Source organism: Vannielia sp., assembly GCF_029212645.1.
GTDB lineage: Bacteria > Pseudomonadota > Alphaproteobacteria > Rhodobacterales > Rhodobacteraceae > Vannielia.
In genome coordinates this window covers 15,536-36,524 of the sequence record NZ_JARGND010000034.1, presented here as the reverse complement: position 1 = coordinate 36,524, position 20,989 = coordinate 15,536, and the positions used below count along the sequence as shown (strand labels likewise).

Genomic DNA, 20,989 nt, shown 5'->3' with positions numbered 1-20,989 from the left:
GCGCTTGACCGGCGCCTGCGGCTTGATTCCGGTCAGGGTTGTGGGGGGAGGTTGGTGCGATGAGATTGGGTGAGATTGGGCCAGCGCGAGGCGGGTGAGCGGTTGGCCATGGGGGGGCGCTCTGCCGGGGGTTCGGCCGCACTTTAGGGTGGCAGGGGCATCTTCGGGCTGTTCGAGGCGCCGGTGGTTGAGGCGCGCCAGCCCGCTGGGCGCGCAGGCGCTTGACCGGCGCCTGCGGCTTGAGTCCGGTCAGGGTGGTGGGGTGGCGCGGGGGGCGTTATTGCAGCGGCAGGGAGCCTGCGTTAGTCATCCGGGCGGGTCAGCTCGAAAACCTCGCGCACCACGGAGTAATCGCGGTAGCCAAGGCGGGAGAGCGGCTGGAAGGCGGTTACATCGAAGCGCCCGTCCTTGATGCAATCGTCGCGGATATGCACGCCCGTCACCTCTCCGATGACCATGTGATTATCTTCCCCCTCAAGCTGGATCAGCTTCACCACGCGGCACTCCAGATTGGCGGGCGCTTTGGCGACGCGGGGGCATACGATGCTTTCACACTCGGCCTTTTCAATCCCGGCGGCCTCGAACTCATCAACGGTGGGCAGATGCGATTTGGAGGTGGCGTTCATCATATCCTGCGCGGCAGTCTCGACGATATTCACGCAAAACACCCCGGTTTCGCGGATATTCATCAAGCTGTCTTTCACGCCGGTTGAGCAAAACATCACCTGCGGCGGCACGTAGGCCACCGCGTTGAAAAAGGAATAGGGTGCGAGGTTGTCATGCCCTTCGCCGCCACGTGAGGAGATCCAGCCGATGGGCCGGGGGGAAACGATGGCGTTGAATGGGTTGTGGGGCAGGCCGTGGCCGTCTTCAGGCAGGTAGAACATTGAGCCTCCAAGTTATTTGCCCCAAAGGTAGAGCGCATGCTAGGGCGCTGCCAGTGAAAAGGGGATGAAGGCAGAGTGGAGAGGCTGGTAGAGGAGCAGGCGGGCGACCGCTGGGAGGTTGAAGCCCTCTATGACACCTGCTTTGCGCCGGGCCGCGAGGCGTTGTCCTCCTACCGGCTGCGCGAGGGGGTGGCCCCGGTGAAGGGGCTGTGCCTTGTGGCGCGCGATGCCAGCGGGATCATTGGCGGGGCGATCCGCTACTGGCCGGTGCGGGTGGGCGCGGCGGAGGCGCTGCTGCTTGGCCCGATTGCCGTGCACCCCACCCGCCAGGGCGAAGGGCTGGGCGCGTTGATGATGACCGAGAGCCTTGAGCGGGCCGAGGCGGCGGGCTGGGCGCGGGTGCTTTTGGTGGGGGATGCGCCCTACTACGAACGCTTCGGGTTTGCCCGGTTGGACGGGGTCATGATGCCGCCGCCCACCAACCCGCAGCGGGTGCTGGGGCGCGGCGATTGGGCGGGCGTCAAAGGCGCGGTGGAGCGCTGGAACGTGGGGTAAGACGTTGCTTTTGCTGGCCGGGTCTTTCAGCTTTCAGGGTCGGTGTTATCGAGCAGCCAGCTTTCGACCACGGGGCGCACCGATTGGTGACCATCATGGCGGGCCTTTTCGATCACGTGGCGCAGCTCTGAAAGATCAATCCGGCGCAGCAGGGATTTGACCGCGCCAATGGAGGCAGGGCGCATCGACAGCGACCGCAGCCCGATGGCGGCAAAGCAAACGGCCTCCAGCGGGCGGCCAGCGTCTTCCCCACAGAACGAAACCGGCGTGCCGGTGTTGACGCAGCGCATGTTGATCCACTCAAGGAACGACAGGAACGACACGTTGAGGCAATCATAGCGGTTGCGCACGCGCTCGTTTTCACGGTCCGCCGCGAAGAAGAACTGCTTGAGGTCATTGCCGCCGATCGAGATGAAATCGGCCTGCTCGAAGAAGATTTCGGGCGCGTAGGCGAGCGACGGGGTTTCGAGCATGGCGCCCACCTCAACGCTTTCGGGCAGGGGGCGGCCGAGGCGGTCTTCGCGGTCAATCTCGCGCATCAGGCGGTCGCGGGCTTCGGTGAACTCCGAAAGCTGCGCCACGAAGGGGAACATCACCGAAAGCGGGCGGCCGCTGGAAGCGCGGATCAGGGCCTGAAGCTGCATCCGCATGACGCCGGGCTTGTCGAGGCCGACCCGGATCGCGCGCCAGCCCATCGCCGGGTTGGGCTCGTCCTGGGGCTTCATGTAGGGGAGCACCTTGTCAGAGCCGATATCAAGCGTGCGGAAGACGACGCGCTTGCCTTGCGCGGCGTCGAGCACGCGGGAATAAAGCGCGGCAAGCTCGCCGCGGCGGGGCACGGAATTGCGCACCAGGAACTGAAGCTCGGTGCGGAACAGGCCAACGCCCTCGGCCCCGGAAGACGGCAGGGAGGGCAGATCGGCCATCAACCCCGCGTTCATGTGCAGCGCGATGGTGGTGCCGGATTTATCCGTGGCCGGCAGATCGCGGATGGAGCTGTAGCGCTCGACCGCCTTGGCGCGCATCGCGATCTTGTCTTCAAAGGCGTGGGCCACGCTGTCTTCGGGGCGCAGGTGGACAATGCCGTGATCGCCATCCACCAGAACCTTGTCGCCGTTCAGCGCCTCGGTGGTGATGCGGCGCGCGTGGATCACCAGCGGGATCGCAAGCGCACGGGCGACGATGGCGGCGTGGCTACCCACCGAGCCATCCTCCAGCACAATCGCACGCAGTTTGCGGCCATAGGCCAAAAGCTCGCCGGGGCCGATGTTGCGCGCCACCAGCACCGGGTGCTCTGGCATTTCGGAGCCATCGTCCTGGCCCTGCCCGGTGAGCAGGCGCAGCAAACGGTTGGAGATATCATCAAGATCCTGAAGGCGCTCGCGCAGATAGGCATCCGGCACCTGCTCCATGCGGGCGCGGGCGGAGGACTGCTCCTTCTCGACAGCGGCCTCGGCAGACAGGCCGCGCTCGATGTCTTGTTCCATGCGCTTGAGCCAGCCCTTGGAATTGGCGAACATCCGGTAGGCCTCGAGCACGTTGCGCTGCTCGCCATCCCCCAGCGGCGCGGAGGAGAGCATTTCATCGACGGAGTAGCGCAGCTTGTCGACGGCCTCGCGCAGGCGCAGGCGCTCGACCTCGGAATCATCGGCAATGGGGTTGGTCACAAGCACGCGCGGCTCATGCAGGTAAACGCGGCCCTCGGCGGCCCCGTCCTGCCCGGATGTGCCGCGAAACATGACCGGCTGCTTGTGGCGGTGCGCGGCGGGATCGGCGGAAGACTGAAACACCCCCAGCTCGGCCATTTCGGCCAGCACCATCGCCACCACTTCGAGGCCATAGACCTCATCATCGGAATAGGCCTTCGCCTCCCGGCCCTGCATCACCAGCACACCCAAACGCTCCCCGAGCCGCTGGATCGGCACCCCAAGAAACGCCGAATACCGCTCTTCGCCGGTCTCGGCCATGTAGCGAAAGCCGCGCTCGGACGGCGCATCAGCGGTGTTGATCGGCGAGGTGCGCAGCGCCACCCGGCCCACAAGACCCTCGCCCAGCCGCATCCGGGTTTGATGAACGGCCTCCTGCTTGAGGCCCTCGGTGGCGCAAAGCTCCAGCGTGTCGGAATCCCGAAAGAGGTAAATCGAGCACACATCGGCCCCAAGCTCACCGGCAATAAGGGAGGTGATCCGGTCAAGCCGCTCCTGCCCCTCCCCCGGTTCGGCGAGAGTCGCACGCAGGCGCTTCAGCAGCTTCCGGCTACCCGGTTGTTGACTGTCGGTCATTCTGCCCCATTGAACACGGAGCGACCAAACCGCCCCGATGACCGGATATAGACTATCGCGTTCCGGTTGCGAAATGGCTTTTGACAGAGTCTGTGGGAATCAGCCGAGTTTTCCGCATCTTGCCCGCAAATCAGGCGGCTGGGCTTTTCGCGCGACAGGAGGGGGCGGAAGGGCGATCACGCCCACGGCGGCGGCAGTTTCGGGAACGCCGGGCCTGGCCTGAGCACTCGGGAAGGTTCTGGCCCTGTTTTTTATGGCTCTGGAAAGGCATGGCGCTTGCGGCGCGGTGACGGGCATTGAACACACATTTAACAGCGCCATCAAAAACAAGGCGGCGAGCGGATTGAACAGCAGGGTTTAGCTCATCGGCGATGTCAGCGGTCGAGCCAGTTTGACTAAAGGGGGAAAGGCGGCGCTTTGCCCTGCCCTGCCCTGTGGCTGCGCGGTAGAATCTGGGGCGTGATTGGCCCGGATGAAGCGGCTTTTGGCCAAACGGGCGTTGGCGAAGGATTATTTTGCTCAAGCCGGAACAGCAGCGGCACCTGCCTGGGTAAACCGCCGTAAGGCGCCTGCTCTTTACGGGTACCTGCGATTCTAAACCGGCAAGCGATTGAAGTCACAAGGGAAACCGGGAGCCGGAAACGGTATACCGTGGGATTCAACGAGGTGGGGGATTCTGCCTGTTTGCTGTAGGCTTTTTGCAGCTAATGTGCCGCCATTAAGGTAAGCCACTGTAAACAATGTGCAATCCAAGCCGCAGCGTTACCGCTAAATCTGTTGCGACCCTAAGGGACCGCTGTTATACCCGCCTCGAAATTGGGGAACGCCTGCAAAGGCGCTATCCCACTTATGCCCGGATACCTGTTCTCAGGCGGGCCAATGACAACGAGGGGTGGACGTGTCCGAGACGGCTTCAATATCCGCAAGCATTGCCACGCGCTACGCATCAGCGCTTTTTGATCTGGCCAAGGATGAAGGCAAACTCGCGTCCCTTGAGACGGACGCTGAGGCCTTGGGCGAAACGCTCAAAGGCAGCGACGAATTCCGCGATCTGATCCAGAATCCCGTTTACTCCCGCGCGGATCAGGAAAGCGCGGTGGTCGCCATCGCCAAGAAAATGAAGCTGAGCGCGTTGGTGGCGAACACCCTCGCGCTCATGGCGCAGAACCGGCGCCTCTTCACCCTTCCGCAGCTTATTGCCCAGCTCAAGGCGAAGATTGCCGATGAGAAGGGCGAAGTGACGGCCGAGGTGTCTTCCGCCAAGGCGCTCACCCAAGCCCAGCAGAACACCCTTGCTGAGACCCTCGCCAAGAAGGTCGGCAAGGACGTAAAACTCGAGATGAATGTCGATGAAAGCCTGATCGGTGGCCTCGTCGTGAAACTCGGCTCCCAGATGATCGACAGTTCGATCCGTTCGAAACTGTCGTCGCTCCAGAACGCAATGAAAGAGGTCGGCTAATGGCGCTCCAAGCAGCAGAAATCTCTGCGATCCTGAAAGACCAGATCAAGAATTTTGGCCAGGAGGCCGAAGTGGCCGAGGTTGGCCGTGTGCTTTCCGTTGGTGACGGTATTGCCCGCGTGCATGGCCTGGACAACATCCAGGCCGGTGAAATGGTGGAATTCCCCGGTGGCATCCGCGGCATGGCGCTGAACCTTGAAAGCGACAACGTTGGTGTTGTGATCTTCGGCACCGACCGGGACATCAAGGAAGGTGACACCGTCAAGCGCACCAAGGCGATCGTGGACGTGCCGGTGGGCGACGCCATGCTTGGCCGCGTGGTTGACGCGCTGGGTGCGCCGGTTGACGGCAAAGGCCCGATCGAGGCAACCGAGCGCCGCGTGGCCGACGTGAAGGCCCCCGGCATCATCCCGCGCAAATCGGTGCACGAGCCAATGGCAACCGGCCTCAAATCGGTTGACGCGATGATCCCGATTGGCCGTGGCCAGCGCGAGCTGATCATTGGCGACCGTCAGACCGGCAAGACCGCCGTGGCGCTTGACGCGATCCTCAACCAGAAATCCTATAACGACGCTGCCGGCGACGACGAGAGCAAGAAGCTTTACTGCATCTATGTTGCCGTTGGTCAGAAGCGCTCGACCGTGGCTCAGCTGGTGAAGAAGCTCGACGAGACCGGGGCCAGCGCCTACACCACCGTTGTGGCCGCGACCGCATCCGACCCCGCGCCGATGCAGTATCTTGCGCCCTACACCGCGACCTCGATTGCCGAGTTCTACCGCGACAACGGCCGCCACGCGCTGATTGTTTATGATGACCTGTCCAAGCAGGCCGTGAGCTACCGCCAGATGTCGCTCTTGCTGCGTCGCCCGCCGGGCCGTGAAGCCTACCCCGGTGACGTGTTCTATCTGCACTCGCGCCTGCTGGAGCGGTCGGCCAAGCTGAACGAAGACAACGGTTCCGGCTCGCTGACGGCGCTGCCGATCATCGAAACCCAGGGCGGCGACGTTTCGGCGTTTATTCCGACCAACGTGATCTCGATCACCGACGGCCAGATCTTCCTTGAGACCGAGCTTTTCTACCAAGGCATCCGCCCTGCTGTGAACACCGGCCTTTCGGTGTCGCGGGTTGGCTCCTCGGCCCAGACGAAGGCGATGTCTTCGGTGGCTGGCCCGGTGAAGCTGTCGCTCGCCCAGTACCGCGAGATGGCCGCCTTTGCGCAGTTTGGCTCCGACCTTGACGCCTCGACCCAGCAGCTGCTGAACCGGGGTGCGCGCCTGACCGAGCTGATGAAACAGCCACAGTATTCGCCCCTCACCAACGCCGAGATCGTTTGCGTGATCTACGCCGGTACGCATGGTTACCTCGATAAAGTGCCCGTCTCCGACGTGGGCCGCTTCGAGGATGGCCTGCTGGCACACCTGCGTGGCAAGTGTGAGGATCTTCTCAAGGACATCACCGAGAACGACCGCAAGGTCAAAGGTGAGCTTGAGGACAAGATCAAGGCGGCTCTGGACGACTTCGCCAAAGATTTCGCCTGAACCGGGCCCGGAGGATAGCTCATGCCGAGCCTTAAGGACCTGAAAACACGGATCGAGAGTGTCAAAAACACTCGCAAGATCACGAAAGCCATGCAGATGGTCGCGGCGGCGAAACTTCGCCGCGCCCAGGAGGCTGCCGAAGCGGGCCGCCCCTATGCCGAACGGATGAACGCCGTGATGGCCGGGCTGGCCGCTGCTGACAGTGGCTCTGACACGGCGCCCAAGCTGATGGCGGGCACCGGTGACGACAAGGTGCACCTGCTGGTTATCATGACCGCAGAGCGCGGCCTTTGCGGCGGCTTCAACAGCTCGATCGTAAAGCTTGCGCGCCTTCACATCGCCGAGCTTACGGCGGCTGGCAAAGAGGTGAAAATCCTCACTGTCGGCAAGAAGGGCCGGGAGCAACTGAAGCGCGACTTCTCGAAGAATTTCGTGGGTCACGTGGATCTGAGCGAGGTGAAGAACCTTGGCTACACCAATGCGCAGGACATCATGCGGGACGTTATCGCCCGCTTTGATACCGGCGAATTTGACGTGGCCAAGGTCTTTTACTCGATCTTCCACAGCGTGATCAGCCAGGAGCCTGTTGCGCAGCAGATCATCCCCGCCGCCTTTGAGGCAAGCGAGGACGCGGCTGAAGAGATCGGCACGATCTATGACTACGAGCCAGAGGAAGAGCAGATCCTTGCGGACCTGCTGCCGCGCGCCGTGGCCACCCAGATCTTTACCGCACTGCTCGAAAACGGCGCGTCGGAACAAGGGGCTCGGATGAGCGCCATGGACAACGCGACGCGCAACGCTGGCGACATGATCGACAAGCTGACGATCCAGTACAACCGCTCGCGTCAGGCTGTCATCACCAACGAGCTGATCGAAATTATTTCGGGCGCTGAGGCGCTCTGACGAACCGGAGATAGCAATAATGGCAAACGCAAAAGGCAAAGTGACTCAGGTCATCGGCGCTGTGGTTGACGTGCAGTTCGAAGACCAGCTGCCGGCAATTTTGAACGCACTGAACACCGAGAACAATGGCAAGAAGCTGGTTCTCGAAGTGTCGCAGCACCTCGGCGAGAACACGGTGCGCTGCATTGCAATGGACGCCACCGAAGGTCTGGTGCGCGGCCAGGCGGTGGAAGACACCGGCGACGCAATTCAGGTGCCCGTAGGCAACGCAACCCTGGGCCGCATCCTGAACGTGATCGGCGAGCCGGTTGACGAAAAGGGCCCGGTTGAAGCCACCGAGACCCGCGCCATCCACCAGCCCGCCCCCGAGTTCGACGAGCAGTCGACCGAGAGTGAAGTGCTTGTGACCGGCATCAAGGTGATCGACCTGCTGGCCCCTTACGCAAAAGGCGGCAAGATCGGCCTCTTCGGCGGTGCCGGTGTGGGCAAGACGGTTTTGATCATGGAGCTGATCAACAACATCGCAAAGGTGCACTCGGGATACTCGGTGTTTGCCGGTGTTGGCGAGCGGACGCGTGAGGGCAACGACCTTTACCACGAGATGATCGAATCCAACGTCATCAAGCCCGACAACCTTGAAGAGAGCCAGGTGGCTCTGGTTTACGGCCAGATGAACGAGCCTCCGGGTGCGCGTGCCCGTGTTGCGCTGACCGGCCTGACGCTGGCCGAGCAGTTCCGCGACCAGTCGGGCACCGACGTGCTGTTCTTCGTGGATAACATCTTCCGCTTTACGCAAGCGGGTTCTGAGGTTTCGGCGCTTCTGGGCCGCATCCCCTCGGCTGTGGGCTACCAGCCTACCCTCGCGACCGACATGGGCGCGATGCAGGAGCGGATCACCTCGACCAAGCAAGGCTCGATCACTTCGATCCAGGCTGTGTATGTGCCTGCGGATGACCTTACCGACCCCGCACCGGCCACCACTTTTGCCCACCTTGATGCAACGACGGTGCTGAACCGCGCGATCTCCGAGCTGGGCATCTACCCCGCCGTGGACCCGCTCGACAGCTCCTCGCGCCTGATGGACCCGGCTGTGCTGGGCGAAGAGCACTACCAGGTGGCCCGCGATGTGCAGGGTATCCTCCAGCGCTACAAGTCGCTTCAGGACATCATCGCCATTCTGGGCATGGACGAGCTCTCGGAAGAGGACAAGCTGACCGTGGCGCGCGCCCGGAAGATCCAGCGTTTCCTCAGCCAGCCGTTCGACGTGGCCAAGGTGTTTACCGGCTCGGACGGGGTTCAGGTGCCGCTGGAAGACACCATCAAATCCTTCAAGGATGTGGTTGCTGGCGAATACGATCACCTGCCCGAGGGCGCCTTCTATATGGTTGGCGGCATCGACGAGGTGTTGGCCAAAGCAGAGAAGATGGCAGCCGACGCTGCTTGATCTAGCGCCGCCCCCTGCCCCGCCGGGCGCGGGGGGCGCCTTCAACTGACAGGAGCCTTTCATGGCCGATACCATGCAGTTCGATCTGGTCTCTCCCGAGCGCCGTCTGGCCTCGCTGAGCGTGCGTGAAGTGCAGATCCCCGGTGCCGAGGGTGACCTGACGGCGATGCCGCAGCACACCCCGCTCATCACCACCCTGCGCCCCGGCCTTCTGGTCGTGAAGGCCGAGGATGGCAAAGAGAGCAAGTATGCGGTGCTGGGCGGATTTGCCGAGATCAACCCCGAGGCAACCTCGGTTCTGGCCGAACATGCCGTGCCCGCCGATGAGATGACGGCCGAGGTGCTGGAGCAGTTCATGGCAGATGCCGCGGCGATGCGCGAAACCGCCACCGCCGAGCAGCTTGATGTGCTGGCCAAAACCGCCGCTGACATCGCCGCGCTTGGCGCAGAGCTTGGCTTTTCGGTCAAGCCCGCCGCGTAAACCGCACCAAGGTGACCAGAATAGGAAACCCCGTCCAATTTGGGCGGGGTTTTTCACGTTTTGGTTCCTTTTTTTGCCTAAATCCGGTTGTATCACCGGGTTGGGAAGAGGGGTTTTGATGAACTGAATGAAACGGCTACGCAATCACCTCGTCGGGCTGGACGAAGGATCTGTCGTGATGTTCTCGGATTTCGAGGACGGCGGCGATATGTGGACGGGCACAGGCCCGCGTCTGCGCCGCCGTGCTGTGAGCTTTTCAGAGTCCTTCCGCAGCCCGCCCACCGTGATGGTGAGCCTGGCGATGTTCGACATGGATCAAAAGACCAACCAGCGGGCCGATATTGCCGCCGAGAACATCACCGAAGAGGGCTTTGATCTGGCGTTCCGCACATGGGGAGACACCCGCGTGGCCCGTGTGCGGGCCAACTGGTTTGCCATGGGCGAGCTTGGCCATGAGGACGACTGGGAGCTATATTAGGAGGCGGCGCGCCGCCCCCCTGCCCTAGAGCGTGTCGCGTTCATTCGAATTCACGCGACACGCTCTAACTTATTGATTTCGCATGGTCGAGAAGCTCAAAACCGGTTCCCACTTTTGAGCAACATGCTCTAAACCAGCGTGCCGTAGAGGCCTTCGTAGATGGGGGTCAGCGTTTTGTGATCAAACAGCGAGCTGACACTGGTGCCGGACCAGATGTTGAGGATCGCCTGAGCAAACATTGGCGCGGTGGGCACGATGCGAATGTTGGGGCAGCCGCGCACCGCATCGGTAGCGTGGATCGAATCGGTGATCACGAGGCTTTTCATCACCGAATTGGTGATCCGTTCAACGGCGGGGCCAGAGAGCACGCCGTGGGAGATATAGCTGTGCACCTCGGTCGCCCCATGTTCGATAAGGATTTCGGCGGCTTTGCAGAGGGTGCCGGCGGTATCGCAGATGTCATCCACGATGATGCAGACCTTGCCTTTCACATTGCCGATCACCGTCATCTCGGCGATCTCTCCGGGCTTCTCGCGGCGTTTATCAACGATGGCGAGCGGGGCACCGATACGCTGGGCCAACTCGCGGGCACGGGCCACGCCGCCGACATCGGGCGAGACCACCATCACATCCGCCAGTTTGTCACGCATGTGGTGCTGGATATCGAGCGCGAAAATCGGCGAGGCGTAGAGGTTATCCACCGGAATATCGAAGAAGCCCTGGATCTGCGCAGCGTGCAGATCCATCGTGAGCACCCGCTCGATCCCGGCCTCGGCGATCATATTGGCGACCAGCTTGGCGGTGATCGGGGTGCGGGCCTTGGTGCGGCGGTCCTGGCGGGCATAGCCGAAGTAGGGGATCACCGCCGTGGTGCGCGCCGCCGAGGAACGCTGGAGCGCGTCTGACATGATGAGCAGTTCCATCAGGTTGTCATTCGCGGGGTTCGAGGTGGGCTGGATGATGAACATATCCTCGCCGCGCACGTTTTCGTAAACCTCGACAAAGATTTCCTGGTCGTTGAACCGCTCGACGCGGGCATCCACCAGCCCCACGGTCATGCCGCGGTGCATCGACATGCGGCGGCAGATGGCTTCGGCCAATGGCAGATTGGCATTGCCGGAAATCAGTTTCGGCTCGGTCGGATTGGGCATGGCGCGGTCCCTCGATGATGCGGCAGGCGTGACAGATTCGTGACGTTGACACCCCATAGCACCGGGCTAGGCTCAGGGCCAGAAAGCGCGTCACAGGAATGCGCTCGCGAGGAGGCCCAAATGCCGCATATCGACTACTTTTTTTCCACGATCTCCCCTTTTACCTATCTTGCGGGGGCGCGGCTGGAGGAGATCGCCGCGAAAATGGGCGCGAGTGTGGCCTATAAGCCGGTCGACATCATGGCGCTGTTTGCGCGCACCGGGGGCACGCCGCCGGGCGAGCGGCATGACAGCCGCAAGAACTACAGGATGCAGGAGCTGAAACGCGCCGCCGAGAAAACCGGCATGGCGATCAACTTCCAGCCTGCGCACTTCCCGACCAATGCCGCGCCCTCCAGCTACGCGCTGATTGCCGCGCAGGCCGAGGGCGGGGGCGATGTGGGCAAGCTGGCGCAGGGCTTGTTGCGGGCCTGCTGGGCCGAGGAGAAGGACATTGCGCAGGATGATGTGATCCAGGCCTGCCTGACCGAGGCGGGGTTTGATCCCGGCATAGCCGACCGTGGCCTGCTGGCGGGGGCCGAAACCTATGGCAAGAACCTTGATGAGGCGGTCGAACGGGGCGCTTTCGGCTCGCCCTTCTACGTGGTGGATGATGGGGCGCTGTTTTGGGGTCATGACCGGCTGGATGACCTTGAGGCGCATCTGGCGAAGGCCCGCTAAGCCCAAGGCAGGCCACAAATATCCGGGGTGCGGCAGGACGACTTGTCGCACCTCCTGTTAATTTGTGAACGACAGGTCTATCAGGAACGCATACCGTTGACTGAGAGGCATTATCGTTCTCATGAAACCCAAAATCCTGACGACCCTCAAAACCTATGATCGCGCACAGTTCACCGCCGATCTGCTAGCCGGCATGACCGTGGCAATGGTGGCATTGCCGCTCAGCCTTGCGATTGCCATCGCCTCCGGGGCCGGGCCCGAGAAGGGGCTGGTGACGGCGATCGTGGCGGGCTTCCTGATTTCGGCGCTTGGCGGCAGCCGGGTGCAGATTGGCGGGCCAACCGGTGCCTTCATCGTGGTGGTTTTCGGGGTGATCGCCGAGCATGGCTATGATGGCCTTGTTCTGGCGACCTTGATGGCCGGGGGGATCATGCTGATCGCCGGGTTGCTGAAGGCGGGCAACCTTGTGGCCTTTGTGCCTGAAGCGGTGATCAACGGCTTTACCATCGGGATCGGGGTGATCATTGCCACCAGCCAGTTGAAAGACCTGTTTGGCCTCAACATCGCCGAAGAACCTGCCGAATTTGCCGCGAAGGTTGAGGCGCTGTGGGGCGCGAGGGCCACGATGAGCATAACCGTGCTGGGCATTGGCCTGGCCACGATGGTGATGATCGTGCTGTTGCGGCGGCTGGCCCCCCGGATGCCGGGGCTGATTGTGGCGGTGGGGGCGACCTCGGCACTGGTGGCGCTGGCCGGGCTGGATGTGGATACGATCTTTTCGCGCTTCGGGGCGCTGCCAAGTGCCCTGCCCCTCCCGGCGCTGCCGGAGATCAGCCTTGAGCGCATTGTTGAGCTTTTGCCCTCGGCCTTTATCATCGCCTTCCTCGCCAGCATTGAATCGCTCCTGTCGGCCATGGTCGCGGACCGGATGATTGGCGGCCAGCACCGGCCCAATGCCGAGGTGCTGGCGCAGGGGTTTGCCAATATCGGCTCGGCGCTGTTTGGCGGGTTGCCTGCAACCGGGGCGATTGCCCGCACCGCAACCAACGTGCGCGCGGGCGGAAAAACGCCGGTGGCCGGGATTGTGCACGCGCTGACAATCCTGCTGGTGATGCTGCTGGCGGCGCCGCTGGCGGGCTATATGGCGATGCCTGCGCTCGCCGGGCTGCTGATTTTGACCGCCTGGAACATGAGCGAGCCGCACAAGTGGCGCAGCTACATGAAAACGCGGGTCTCTGACCGGGTGTTGCTGGTGCTGACGCTGGTGCTGACGGTGTTTGCCGACCTTACCATTGCGATTGGTGTGGGTGTGGCGATTGGCCTTGCGCTGCGGTTGCGCCGCCATGATGCCGGGATGGAAAAAGACTGGACGCCGCCCGAGCGCTGAGCCTGTGGCGGGGAGCAAGGGAGTGCCTCGCGCCCCGTGTTGGTTTGGGGATCAGTGTTTGGGGATCAGTCTTCCCAGCTTACGCCGGTCAGGTCATTGGCCTGGGTTGGGGAGTTTGCCCACAGGCCTTTGACCTTGGCGTTGGCGACGCCGCTTTTGGCAAGCTGGAAGAGGTAGCCGTTGACGTAATCATCAGCGATCTTTTGCTGCGCGGCTTTCAGGATTTCCGAGCGGGCAGCCGGATCGGCGGTGGTTTCAAGCTTGGTGATCATCGCCTGAAAGTCCGCATCGTCATACTGGAAGTAGTAATCCGGGCGGGCATAAATGCCGATGTCCATCGGTTCGGTATGGCTGATGATGGTCAGGTCAAAATCCCTTCCGTTGAAGACCTGCTCCAGCCATTGCGCCCATTCCATATTGGTGATCTCGGCTTCGATCCCCACCGCGCGCAACTGGGCGGCGATGATCTCGCCGCCGCGCCGCGCATAGGAGGGCGGCGGCAGGGCGAGGCGCAGTTTGAGATCACTCACCCCGGCCTCTTTCAGCAGCATCTGGCTGGCTTCGGGATCAAAGGCGGATTGGCCGGTGAGATCAACGTAATCGGGGTTATGCGGAGCAAAGTGGGTGCCGATGGGGGTGCCGTAGCCAAACATCGCGCCATCAATGATATCGGCGCGGTTGATCGCGTGGGCAATCGCCTTGCGGACCTTCACGTTATCAAGCGGCGGCTCGGCGTTGTTCATCGCAAGGATGGTTTCACCCTCGGTGGAACCGACGATGACCGAGAACTGCGGGTTGCTCTCGAACTGGGCCAGCGTTTCGGGGGCGGGGAAGTTGGGGAAGGCATCCACGTCGCCGGCCATCATCGCCGCAAAGGCGGCGTTGGGATCGGAGATGAACTTGAAGGTGGCGCTGGCGAGCGCCGGAGCCTCGCCCCAATAGCCCTCGTTGCGGGTAAGGGTGACGTGATCGCCCTGCACCCATTCGGTAAAGGTGAATGGCCCGGTGCCGACCGGCTTGGTGGCCAGATCGGCGGCGGATTCTTCGCCCACCATCACCGCATCGCCCCAGGCGAGCTTGAACGGCAGCGCGCCATCAGGGGCGGACAGGGTGATTTTGACGGTGGCCGGATCGACCGCCTCAACGCTTTCGATCCCCGCAAAGAGGGCCTTTTGCGCATTGGTGCTGTCTTCGGCGCGGGCGCGGTTGAGCGAGAATTCAACGTCGGATGCATCAAAATCGGTGCCATCGTGGAACTTGACGCCGCTGTGCAGGGTGAAGGTGTAGGTCTTGCCATCTTCGCTCACCTCCCAGCTGCTGGCCAGCGCGGGCAGCACGGCCCCATCGGGCGAAAAGCGGGTGAGGCCCTCGAAGATATTGGCATAGACCACCTCATCAATCGCGGCGGCGGCCCCGGCTGTGGGATCAAGGTTTGGCGGCTCAAGGACCATGCCGAGTGCAAGCGTGTCTTTGGCCATGGCCTGCCCTGCGAGCAGCGCCAGAAAAGCGGCAGATAGTTTGAGCGACTTCAACATGTGGGCCTCCATCCTGTTCCCGGTTTGAAATATAATTGCCGCGGCGCGGAATGGGAAGCAAACACTGGTCACACCGGTTGGCGGGGCAGCGCCACCCAGCCCAGCGGCACGCGGGTGGTGGTGGCGGGATTGGATATTTAGAGCAAGTAAATGGGGCTTATTGCGGCACGAGAAGGTCACGCAACACGAGGGCCATGACCTTGGCGCTATCGACCATATCCTGCACGCCGACCCATTCATCGGGCTGGTGGGCAAGGTCAAGGATGCCGGGGCCGTAGGCGATGCAGTTCTTCAACTTGCCGATCCGGTCGATGTGCTTTTGGTCATAAGTGCCGGGGGAGACGACATAATCTGGCTGGCGTGCGAGCACCTTTTCGATGGCGCTGGCGGTGGTGCGCACGATGGGCGCATCATCGGGGGCCATGGAGGGCTGCACCTCGAACAGATCGCGGATGTCGTAGGTGAACTTTGGGCGCACGGCTTTGACCTTTTCCAGCAGCGCGGTGACTTCGCGCTTCACCTCGGCCAAGTCCTCCTCGATCAGGAAGCGGCGGTCGATCACGATGCGGCAGCTGTCGGGGACGCAGGGCGCGGGCAGCCCGGTGTAATCGGCGGGGTGATCGGCCTCGCCGCCGTGGATCGAGTTGATGTTGAGGGTGCTTTGCTTGGCCCCTTCCGGCACCACCGGCATTTCGGTGTGTTTGGTGGCGAGCAGCGGGAAGAGCGTTTCCTCCATCTCGGCCAGAACGGCGCCCATATGGCGCACGGCGCTGTCCCCCAGAAAGGGCATGGAGCCATGGGCGATGCGGCCATGGGTTTCGATCTCGGCCCACCAGACGCCGCGATGGCCAAGGCAGATGCGATCTTTGTTGAGCGGCTCGGGGATGATGACGTGCTGCACCCGTTCGGGGGCGAACCAGCCACGCTCGGCCAGATAGGCTACCCCACCGTAGCCGCCTGATTCCTCATCCGCTGTGGCGCTGATCTCGACCGCGCCTGCAAAATCCGGGCAGACGGCGAGAAAGGCCTCGGCGGCGATCACCGAAGCGGCCAGCCCGCCTTTCATATCGCAGGCACCGCGCCCGTAGAGCTTGCCATCAATCACTTCACCGCCAAAGGGATCAACTGTCCAGCCGCGGCCAACCTCCACCACATCATGGTGCGAGTTGAAGTGGACGCACTCGCCGGGGCGGCTGCCCTCACGCCGCGCGATCACGTTCCAGCGCGGGTATTCCACCGTATCTGCCGGGGCCCCCTCGGCGCGCACCATATCAACCTTCCAGCCCGTCGCGCCCAGCCGCTCGGCCAGATAGGTGCAGATTTCGCGGTAGTGCTGGCCCGGTGGATTGAGGGTGGGGATGCGCACGAGATCGGCGCAGAGGGCAACAAGGTCCGCCTCGCGGGCGGCAACTTCGGCGGAGAGTTTGGTATCAAGGGTATCCATGGCGCCAACCCTACGCCTCAGCGCGGCACTGTCCAGAGGCGGACCCCCTCCTGACAGGATGCTGTCAGGAGGGGGGTGCCATAAGGGGTCATCAACAGCTGCAAAGGAGAGCAAAAGATGGCGGATCAACGCAAGGATGCCCTGGTGTGGTGCGAAATTCCGGTGAGCGATTTTGACAAGGGCCTCGCCTATTATGGCAGGGTGCTGGGCTGCGAACTTCAGGTGAACCGTGAGGGGCCAGACCCGATGGGCGTGTTCCCCTACAGCGAGCCGGGCATCTCGGGGCATATCTACCCCGGCGCACCGGCGAGCGGTGGCCATGGCCCCACAGTCCACCTGGCCGTGAGCGTGCTGGAAGAGGCGCTGGAGCGGGTCAAGGCGGCGGGTGGCGAGGTGTTGCCGGGGATCGTGCCTATGCCATTCGGGCGGTTTGCCTATACGGTGGACCCTGATGGAAACTCGATCGGGTTGTTCCAAGCCGCCGGAGATTGAGCGATGCGCCGTGCCGACCGCCTGTTCCAGATCGTCCAGCTGCTCCGAGGGGGGCGGCTGGTGACGGCGCGTATGCTGGCTGAAAAGCTGGAGGTGAGCGAGCGCACGATCTACCGCGATATTGCCGATCTGGTCGGCTCGGGCGTGCCGATCGAGGGGGAGGCCGGCGTGGGCTACCTGATGCGAGCCGGGTTTGATTTGCCGCCCTTGATGTTCACCCGTGCCGAGATTGTGGCGCTGGTGGCGGGGGCACGGCTGATCCGGGCCTGGGGCGGGCTGGAAATGGCGGAGGCCGCCGAGGAGGCGCTGGTCAAGATCGGCGCGGTGCTGCCCGAGCCCGAGCGCGAAAAGGCCGAGGGTCTGCAAATACACGCGTCGACCATGCCGCTCGCAATGGATGAGGCCACGCGGCGGCGGCTGGACGGGATTGAGCGGGCGGTGGATGCACGTGACCGGTTGGCGATGGGCTATGGCGATGAGAGTGGGGCCGAAACCGCGCGCATCATTCGCCCCCTCAGCCTGATTTTCTGGGGTCGCACATGGACGCTGATCGCCTGGTGCGAGTTGCGCGATGATTTCAGGATGTTCCGGGTGGACCGTATCCGGGAAATGGAGAGCGGCGCGCGGTTCAGGATGGAGCCGGGCAAGACGTTGCAGGATTTTTACCGGCAGGGACACCACCGCGACGACTGCGCTACCGCTTGAGCTTGAGGGTGCCGCGACGGCGGGGCTGTTGCGGGGTTGGGGCCTCGGCTTCGATCTCGCGCCATGCGCCGGGGGCGAGGCCATCCAGCGCCCAGGGGCCGATTTGAGCGCGGATCAGGCGCAGGGTCGGGTGGCCAACGGCGGCTGTCATCCGGCGAACCTGGCGATTGCGCCCCTCGCGGATGGTGAGCCTGATCCAGGCATCGGGGATTGATTTGCGGATGCGCACGGGCGGATCACGCGGCCAAAGGCCTTCTGGCTCGGGGATCAGCGCCACCTCGGCCCGCTTGGTGATGCCGTCCTTCAGCTCAACCCCCATCTTGAGCGCCTCCAGCGCCTCGGGCGAGGGCGCGCCCTCAACCAGCACGAGGTAGGTTTTGGCCATCTTGAACTTTGGTGAAGAAATCCGCGCCTGAAGTTTGCCATCATCGGTGAGCAGCAGCAGCCCCTCAGAATCGCGATCCAGCCGCCCGGCGGGGTACACGCCCTTGGGCAAGCCAAGCTGCGACAGGCCCTGCCATTTCCCCTCATCGGTGAATTGCGACAAAAGGTTCATAGGTTTGTTGAGAGCGATCAGCATGGGGCGCCCGGATGGTGGGTTTTACCCACCCTACAAAGGGTTTGCGCGGAGAGGCTCAATGCGCTTCGGCCCAATTGTCGCCCTGCCCGGCGTCAACCTCCAGCGGCACGTCGATTTTCACGGCGGGGGCGGCGGCGGTTTCCATCACCTTTTTCACCACGGCGATGGTGTCATCCACGGCGGCTTCGTCGACCTCGAAGATCAGTTCATCGTGGACTTGCAGCAGCATCCTGGCCGGCAGGCCAGCGATGGCGTCGTCCATGCGGATCATGGCGCGGCGGATCACATCGGCGGCGGTGCCCTGAATAGGCGCGTTGATCGCGGCGCGTTTGGCAAACCCTGCGCCGGGGCCTTTGGCGTTGATCTCGGGCGTGTGAATTTTGCGGCCAAACAGGGTTTGCACATAGTTGTGCTCTTTGGCGAAGCCGATGGTTTTGTCCATGTAGGTGCGGATGCCGGGGAAGCGCTCGAAGTAGCGGTCAATGAAGGCCTGCGCCTCGGCGCGGGGGATGCGCAGATTGCGCGCAAGGCCAAAGCCCGAGATGCCGTAGATCACGCCAAAGTTGATCGCCTTGGCCTGGCGGCGGATGTCCGGTGTCATCTCATCAAGGGGCACATCGAACATCTCGGAGGCGGTCATCGCGTGGATGTCCTGCCCCTCGCGGAAGGCCTGTTTGAGCGCGTCGATATCGGCGATATGGGCGAGGATGCGCAGCTCGATCTGGGAGTAATCGAGGCTGACCAGCTTCTTGCCCGGTGGCGCGATGAAAGCCTCGCGGATGCGGCGGCCCTCTTCAGAGCGCACCGGGATATTTTGCAAATTGGGATCGGTCGAGGCGAGGCGGCCGGTGTTGGCCCCGGCGATCATGTAGCTGGTGTGAACCCGCCCCGTTTCAGCGTTGATGTGATCCTGCAGGGCATCGGTATAGGTGCTTTTCAGCTTGGAAAGCTGGCGCCAGTCGAGCACCCGCGCGGGCAGATCATGCTCGGTGGCGAGGTCTTCCAGCACATCGGCGGGGGTGGAAAACTTGCCAGTTTTGCCCTTTTTGCCGCCGGGAAGCTCCATCTTGCCGAAGAGGATTTCACCAAGCTGGGCGGGGGAGCCAACGTTGAAAGGTTGGCCCGCAAGCTCGTGAATTTCGGCCTCAAGCCCGGCCATCTTTTGCGCGAAAGCGTTGGACATGCGCGACAGCACGTCACGGTCCACCTGCACGCCCGCCATTTCCATGCGGGCGAGCACCGGGACCAGCGGGCGCTCAAGGGTTTCATAAACGGTGGTGACCTGGGCGCGGTGCAGGCGGGGCTTGAACACCTGCGAAAGGCGTAGAGTGATATCGGCGTCTTCGGCGGCGTATTTCACCGCCTCCTCCAAAGGCACCTTATCAAAGGTGACGGCTGATTTACCGGTGCCGATCAGCTCCTTGATCGGGATCGGGTTGTGGCCAAGGTAACGCTCGGAGAGCGCATCCATTCCGTGGCCGTGCAGCCCGGCGTGCAGCGCATAACTGAGCAACATGGTGTCATCAAAGGGCGCAACATCCACGCCGTTGCGGGCGAAAATCTTGGCGTCATACTTGATATTTTGCCCAATCTTGAGGATCGCGGGATCTTCGAGCATGGGCTTCAGAGCTTCAAGCGCCTCGTCAAGCGTAAGCTGGCCCTCGGCGCGGGTGCTGCTCTCGGCAAAGAGATCATCACCGCCGCCGGAGGTGACATGCGCGAGCGGGATATAGCAGGCCTCACCGGGGGTGACAGAGAGCGAAATGCCAACCAGATCGGCCTTCATCTCATCAAGGCTGGTGGTTTCGGTATCCACCGCAACGTAACCTGTGGCGGCGATGCGCATGAGCCAATCATCCAGCGCCTCAAGGGTGGCGACATGCTCATACTTGCTGTGATCAAAGGGGATTTCGGCGGCGGTTGGCTCGGGCACGTCAGAGGCGGCGGGGGCATCGGAACCGCCGGTTGTGGTGGGGGTATCGTCGATCACCGGGGGCTCAACGCCGAGCTGATCGGCGATGCGTTTGGAGAGGGTGCGGAACTCCATTTCTGCAAGGAAGCCCAGCAGGGCCTCTGGTTCGGGCTCGCGGACCTCAAGATCATCGAGGGTGAAATCGAGCGGGGTTTGCCCATCAAGCTGCACGAGACGGCGGGAGAGGCGGATAAGCTCGGCGTTGTTGATCAGGCTCTCGCGGCGCTTGGGCTGTTTGATCTCGCTTGCGCGCTCCAGCAGGGTATCAAGATCGCCGTATTCGTTGATCAGCAGCGCGGCAGTTTTGATGCCGATGCCCGGCGCGCCCGGCACGTTATCTACCGAGTCACCGGCCAACGCCTGCACATCGACCACGCGATCGGGGCCAACGCCGAACTTTTCCTCAACTTCTTCCACGCCGACACGCTTGTTTTTCATCGCATCCAGCATCTCGACGCCGCCGCCGACGAGCTGCATGAGGTCTTTGTCGGAAGAGATGATCGTCACGCGCCCGCCAGCCTCGCGCGCCTGGTGGGCGAGGGTTGCGATGATGTCATCGGCCTCGTAGCCCTCAACCTCTTCGCAGGCGACATTGAAGGCGCGGGTGGCGTCGCGGGTGAGCGGGAATTGCGGCACAAGGTCTTCAGGCGCGGGGGGGCGATTGGCCTTGTATTTATCGTAGATCTCGTTGCGAAAGCTCTTGCCGGAGTAATCAAAAATCACCGCGGCATGGGTCGGCGCATCGGGGCCGGTGTTCCCCTCGACATACTTGTGCAGCATGTTGCAAAAGCCCGCGACGGCGCCGATTGGCAGCCCGTCAGACTTGCGGGTGAGCGGCGGTAGCGCGTGGTAGGCGCGAAAGATGAAGGCCGATCCGTCGATCAGATGCAGGTGACAGCCCTTGCCGAATGCCATGGTCGCGCTCCCCATAATGGTCCGGGGCTTTCATGCCATGGGGCGGGAGCGAGGGCCAGCG

The 20,989-nt window shown here is 62.7% G+C and carries 18 protein-coding genes; 11 read left to right on the top strand and 7 right to left on the bottom strand.

Going from position 1 to position 20,989, the window contains the following annotated elements; translation table 11 throughout:
* Nucleotides 1-302 precede the first annotated feature (302 nt).
* A complete protein-coding gene (locus P1U55_RS11525) occupies nucleotides 303-887 on the bottom strand; it encodes a flavin reductase family protein (RefSeq protein ID WP_301047724.1) in 585 nt (194 codons plus the stop codon).
* A gap of 84 nt (nucleotides 888-971) precedes the next feature.
* On the opposite strand from P1U55_RS11525, the gene P1U55_RS11520 reads away from it, so the two are divergent.
* Nucleotides 972-1,442, top strand: a complete 471-nt coding sequence (locus tag P1U55_RS11520; RefSeq protein ID WP_301047728.1) for a GNAT family N-acetyltransferase — start codon at nucleotides 972-974, stop codon at nucleotides 1,440-1,442.
* A gap of 26 nt (nucleotides 1,443-1,468) precedes the next feature.
* Here the strand turns inward: P1U55_RS11520 and ptsP are convergent, their stop codons facing one another.
* Nucleotides 1,469-3,724, bottom strand: coding sequence for a phosphoenolpyruvate--protein phosphotransferase (gene ptsP, locus P1U55_RS11515; protein WP_301047723.1), 2,256 nt, complete (start codon nucleotides 3,722-3,724; stop codon nucleotides 1,469-1,471).
* Nucleotides 3,725-4,616: 892 nt separating this feature from the next.
* Here ptsP and P1U55_RS11510 point away from each other — a divergent pair.
* From P1U55_RS11510 to P1U55_RS11485, 6 genes are all read left to right on the top strand, one after another.
* Nucleotides 4,617-5,183: a F0F1 ATP synthase subunit delta gene (locus P1U55_RS11510; protein ID WP_301047722.1), complete on the top strand. Its 567-nt coding sequence runs from the start codon at nucleotides 4,617-4,619 to the stop codon at nucleotides 5,181-5,183.
* Nucleotides 5,183-6,721 (top strand): F0F1 ATP synthase subunit alpha, encoded by a 1,539-nt coding sequence (atpA, locus tag P1U55_RS11505; RefSeq protein ID WP_301047721.1) that lies wholly within the window; start codon nucleotides 5,183-5,185, stop codon nucleotides 6,719-6,721. Before P1U55_RS11510 ends, atpA begins: the two co-directional genes overlap by 1 nt.
* 21 nt (nucleotides 6,722-6,742) lie before the next feature.
* The gene (locus P1U55_RS11500) at nucleotides 6,743-7,624 is read left to right on the top strand and encodes a F0F1 ATP synthase subunit gamma (protein WP_301047720.1); all 882 of its coding nucleotides are present in this window, start codon (nucleotides 6,743-6,745) and stop codon (nucleotides 7,622-7,624) included.
* Between the two features lie 19 nt (nucleotides 7,625-7,643).
* Nucleotides 7,644-9,068 carry a F0F1 ATP synthase subunit beta gene (gene atpD, locus P1U55_RS11495; RefSeq protein ID WP_301047719.1) on the top strand — a complete coding sequence of 475 codons (1,425 nt, stop codon included), beginning with the start codon at nucleotides 7,644-7,646 and terminating at the stop codon, nucleotides 9,066-9,068.
* Between the two features lie 61 nt (nucleotides 9,069-9,129).
* Nucleotides 9,130-9,549, top strand: a complete 420-nt coding sequence (locus P1U55_RS11490; protein ID WP_301047718.1) for a F0F1 ATP synthase subunit epsilon — start codon at nucleotides 9,130-9,132, stop codon at nucleotides 9,547-9,549.
* A gap of 127 nt (nucleotides 9,550-9,676) precedes the next feature.
* A complete protein-coding gene (locus P1U55_RS11485) occupies nucleotides 9,677-10,027 on the top strand; it encodes an H-type lectin domain-containing protein (protein ID WP_301047717.1) in 351 nt (116 codons plus the stop codon).
* A 128-nt stretch (nucleotides 10,028-10,155) separates the two neighbouring features.
* Here P1U55_RS11485 and P1U55_RS11480 read toward each other — a convergent pair whose 3' ends face one another.
* On the bottom strand, nucleotides 10,156-11,178 hold the full coding sequence (locus P1U55_RS11480; protein ID WP_301047716.1) for a ribose-phosphate pyrophosphokinase: 1,023 nt from the start codon (nucleotides 11,176-11,178) through the stop codon (nucleotides 10,156-10,158).
* A gap of 120 nt (nucleotides 11,179-11,298) precedes the next feature.
* On the opposite strand from P1U55_RS11480, the gene P1U55_RS11475 reads away from it, so the two are divergent.
* Nucleotides 11,299-11,898: a 2-hydroxychromene-2-carboxylate isomerase gene (locus tag P1U55_RS11475; RefSeq protein WP_301047715.1), complete on the top strand. Its 600-nt coding sequence runs from the start codon at nucleotides 11,299-11,301 to the stop codon at nucleotides 11,896-11,898.
* Nucleotides 11,899-12,019: 121 nt separating this feature from the next.
* A complete protein-coding gene (locus P1U55_RS11470) occupies nucleotides 12,020-13,285 on the top strand; it encodes a SulP family inorganic anion transporter (protein ID WP_301047713.1) in 1,266 nt (421 codons plus the stop codon).
* Between the two features lie 65 nt (nucleotides 13,286-13,350).
* Here the strand turns inward: P1U55_RS11470 and P1U55_RS11465 are convergent, their stop codons facing one another.
* Complete coding sequence (locus P1U55_RS11465; protein WP_301047712.1) at nucleotides 13,351-14,820, bottom strand: ABC transporter substrate-binding protein; 1,470 nt, start codon at nucleotides 14,818-14,820, stop codon at nucleotides 13,351-13,353.
* A 157-nt stretch (nucleotides 14,821-14,977) separates the two neighbouring features.
* On the bottom strand, nucleotides 14,978-16,264 hold the full coding sequence (locus tag P1U55_RS11460) for an acetylornithine deacetylase/succinyl-diaminopimelate desuccinylase family protein (RefSeq protein ID WP_301047711.1): 1,287 nt from the start codon (nucleotides 16,262-16,264) through the stop codon (nucleotides 14,978-14,980).
* A 117-nt stretch (nucleotides 16,265-16,381) separates the two neighbouring features.
* On the opposite strand from P1U55_RS11460, the gene P1U55_RS11455 reads away from it, so the two are divergent.
* Nucleotides 16,382-16,756, top strand: a complete 375-nt coding sequence (locus tag P1U55_RS11455) for a VOC family protein (RefSeq protein WP_301047710.1) — start codon at nucleotides 16,382-16,384, stop codon at nucleotides 16,754-16,756.
* Between the two features lie 3 nt (nucleotides 16,757-16,759).
* Nucleotides 16,760-17,461, top strand: coding sequence for a YafY family protein (locus tag P1U55_RS11450; protein WP_301047709.1), 702 nt, complete (start codon nucleotides 16,760-16,762; stop codon nucleotides 17,459-17,461).
* On the opposite strand, the gene P1U55_RS11445 is transcribed toward P1U55_RS11450, so the two are convergent.
* Entirely contained in the window at nucleotides 17,451-18,041 is a 591-nt protein-coding gene (locus P1U55_RS11445) for a pseudouridine synthase (protein ID WP_301047708.1), read from the bottom strand. The two genes, P1U55_RS11450 and P1U55_RS11445, sit on opposite strands and share 11 nt — an antisense overlap.
* Nucleotides 18,042-18,096: 55 nt before the next feature.
* A complete protein-coding gene (gene polA, locus P1U55_RS11440; protein ID WP_301047707.1) occupies nucleotides 18,097-20,928 on the bottom strand; it encodes a DNA polymerase I in 2,832 nt (943 codons plus the stop codon).
* Between the last annotated feature and the right edge of the window lie 61 nt (nucleotides 20,929-20,989).

Excerpts from the sequence above, each read along its gene's own strand:
- atpD (WP_301047719.1), top strand. The coding sequence starts at position 7,644 with ATGGCAAACGCAAAAGGCAAAGTGACTCAGGTCATCGGCGCTGTGGTT.
- P1U55_RS11470 (WP_301047713.1), top strand. The coding sequence starts at position 12,020 with ATGAAACCCAAAATCCTGACGACCCTCAAAACCTATGATCGCGCACAG.
- P1U55_RS11445 (WP_301047708.1), bottom strand. The coding sequence starts at position 18,041 with ATGCTGATCGCTCTCAACAAACCTATGAACCTTTTGTCGCAATTCACC.
- P1U55_RS11480 (WP_301047716.1), bottom strand. The coding sequence starts at position 11,178 with ATGCCCAATCCGACCGAGCCGAAACTGATTTCCGGCAATGCCAATCTG.
- P1U55_RS11455 (WP_301047710.1), top strand. The coding sequence starts at position 16,382 with ATGGCGGATCAACGCAAGGATGCCCTGGTGTGGTGCGAAATTCCGGTG.
- P1U55_RS11465 (WP_301047712.1), bottom strand. The coding sequence starts at position 14,820 with ATGTTGAAGTCGCTCAAACTATCTGCCGCTTTTCTGGCGCTGCTCGCA.
- polA (WP_301047707.1), bottom strand. The coding sequence starts at position 20,928 with ATGGCATTCGGCAAGGGCTGTCACCTGCATCTGATCGACGGATCGGCC.
- atpA (WP_301047721.1), top strand. The coding sequence starts at position 5,183 with ATGGCGCTCCAAGCAGCAGAAATCTCTGCGATCCTGAAAGACCAGATC.
- P1U55_RS11485 (WP_301047717.1), top strand. The coding sequence starts at position 9,677 with ATGAAACGGCTACGCAATCACCTCGTCGGGCTGGACGAAGGATCTGTC.
- P1U55_RS11525 (WP_301047724.1), bottom strand. The coding sequence starts at position 887 with ATGTTCTACCTGCCTGAAGACGGCCACGGCCTGCCCCACAACCCATTC.
- ptsP (WP_301047723.1), bottom strand. The coding sequence starts at position 3,724 with ATGACCGACAGTCAACAACCGGGTAGCCGGAAGCTGCTGAAGCGCCTG.
- P1U55_RS11475 (WP_301047715.1), top strand. The coding sequence starts at position 11,299 with ATGCCGCATATCGACTACTTTTTTTCCACGATCTCCCCTTTTACCTAT.
- P1U55_RS11500 (WP_301047720.1), top strand. The coding sequence starts at position 6,743 with ATGCCGAGCCTTAAGGACCTGAAAACACGGATCGAGAGTGTCAAAAAC.
- P1U55_RS11490 (WP_301047718.1), top strand. The coding sequence starts at position 9,130 with ATGGCCGATACCATGCAGTTCGATCTGGTCTCTCCCGAGCGCCGTCTG.
- P1U55_RS11460 (WP_301047711.1), bottom strand. The coding sequence starts at position 16,264 with ATGGATACCCTTGATACCAAACTCTCCGCCGAAGTTGCCGCCCGCGAG.
- P1U55_RS11450 (WP_301047709.1), top strand. The coding sequence starts at position 16,760 with ATGCGCCGTGCCGACCGCCTGTTCCAGATCGTCCAGCTGCTCCGAGGG.